The 2,022-nt window shown below is 24.7% G+C and carries 1 protein-coding gene and 1 pseudogene; both read left to right on the top strand.

The genetic code is table 11. From position 1 onward, the window contains the following. The first annotated feature begins 123 nt into the window (after nt 1-123). Nucleotides 124-615: a PAS domain-containing protein gene (locus tag AVBRAN12637_RS09620; protein WP_214118998.1), complete on the top strand. Its 492-nt coding sequence runs from the start codon at nt 124-126 to the stop codon at nt 613-615. 587 nt (nt 616-1,202) lie between these two features. Then, a pseudogene (locus AVBRAN12637_RS09855) lies at nt 1,203-1,787 on the top strand (methyl-accepting chemotaxis protein); the annotation flags it as partial. Nucleotides 1,788-2,022 lie beyond the last annotated feature (235 nt).

The following is a 2,022-nucleotide window of genomic DNA, read 5'->3' as shown; positions in this document are numbered from 1 at the left end:
AAGAATAAGTTTGAGTAATAAAATTTATTTCACGATAATAAATTTACAAAAATATAATATCTCTATTTTACAATAATGAAGATATTATAAAATTATTTTTTTATTATAATGATTGGGGAAGAAATGGAAAAGGAACTATTGGATAATGACTTTATAGTTAGCAAAACAGATATTAAAGGCAATATTACTTATGCTAATGAATCTTTTTTAAAAATTATAGGTTCAACAGAAAATGAAGTTTTAAATAAGCCACATAATGTTGTAAGACATAAAGATATGCCTAAAGCAGTTTTTAGATACTTGTGGCAACAATTAAAAGGAAGAAAAGAAGTTTATGCTTTCGTAAAAAATAGAACATTTGATGGTGGATATTATTGGGTATTTGCCAATATTAGTATATCTTATGATTTATCTGGTAATACGATAGGATATTATTCAGTTAGAAGAAAAATAGGTAAAAAAGCTAAAGAAGTTATTATTGCTTTATATGCTAAAATGCTTGAAGTTGAGAAAGCTCAAGGAGTTGATGCTTCTTGGAAAATTATAGAAGATATTTTGAAAAAAGAAAATAAAGGTTATAACGAATTTATGATAGGTATTCAGGGGCTAAAATGAGTATATTTAATAAAAATAATGATGAAGCATTAAATAAAATTATAGAAGTTTTAGAGCAAACTTCAAATGGATATTTAGAATCAAGAGTTACTGGTATAAAGGGCGAAAAATACACAATATTAGCAAATCATTTAAATAATTTGTTAGACCAAATAGAAGTGTGGCAAAGAGAAGTTGCTAGTTCTATTGAAGTTGCTTTTTCTGGTGCAACTTATAGAAATATTAATAGTGTAGGTTTAAAAGGTAGATTTAAAAGCACTGCTGATAATTTAGTAAGTGCTATTTTAGGAATTGCAAAAAGTATAGAAACTCAACGCTTAAATGAGCTTAGTATAAGAGTTCAACAAAACAATAATGATTCAGGTATAATTGATATTTTAACAAATGGCTTAAGCACAAATCAAACTAATTTAAATAGCATTTTAAATTCTTCAAAGCAAATTGCAGATGATTCGCATACTACTCAAACTATGGTAAAAGAATTGTCAAAAAGCTCAAATGAATTACAAAATTACATAGGTTTATTTACTGATTTAATCAATGGTCTAAATGAAAAAACAAATGAAATATCAAAAATTATTGAAATGGTAAAAGACATTACAGACCAAACTCAATTACTATCATTAAATGCTGCAATTGAAGCAGCAAGAGCAGGTGAGCATGGTCGTGGATTTGCGGTAGTTGCTGATGAAGTAAGAAAATTAGCAAATAATACAGAAGAAGCTACTAATACTATTAATTTGAATATAAATTCTTTAAAAGAAAGTGTTAAAAAGTGTTTAGAGTATTCAAATCAAGTTTCAGAAATTAGCAATAAAAATCAAGAAAAAACAAATCAGTTTTTTGATACTTTAAGTTCTTATGAAAAATTATCTGAAAATAACTTTAATAATGCTCAAAATAGTGGTAGATTGCAAAACAATTTATTTATACAAATACATTTATTACTTTATAAAGATGATGCGATTAGATGTTTGCTTAATAAGAATTTAAAACAAAATAAATCATTAGAAGAAAACATTGCAAAATCAATTAAAAAAGAGCAAGAAGGTATATTTAAAGATATTTTAGCTTTATACGAAGAGCTTTATAATTGTGAAGAATTAGACGAGCAAGTAAGACTTGTGAAAAGATTTGATGATTTAATCTTTAATATGTGTAAAAATTGCTAGTTTAAATAAGGAATTTAAAATAAATTTTTAAATTCCTTAAACCTTTAAATATATTCAATTTCGTTTTTAAAATAAATTATACTAAGAGTGATTTTGTATAAATCTAAAATCATTTCATTTCTTTTGACATTCTATAAATGAATGAAAATACTTCGGCAGCAACTTTTTATATATTTAAAAGCCTATTAATAGTCCTTAAAGTTATTTTAAAACCCAATAAACCACTAAGATATTT

Source organism: Campylobacter sp. RM12637 (assembly GCF_020137645.1).
GTDB lineage: Bacteria > Campylobacterota > Campylobacteria > Campylobacterales > Campylobacteraceae > Campylobacter_E.
This window is presented reverse-complemented; position numbering and strand designations above follow the sequence as displayed.

Coding starts and splice junctions, on each gene's coding strand:
- AVBRAN12637_RS09620 (WP_214118998.1), top strand. CDS start 124: ATGGAAAAGGAACTATTGGATAATGACTTTATAGTTAGCAAAACAGAT.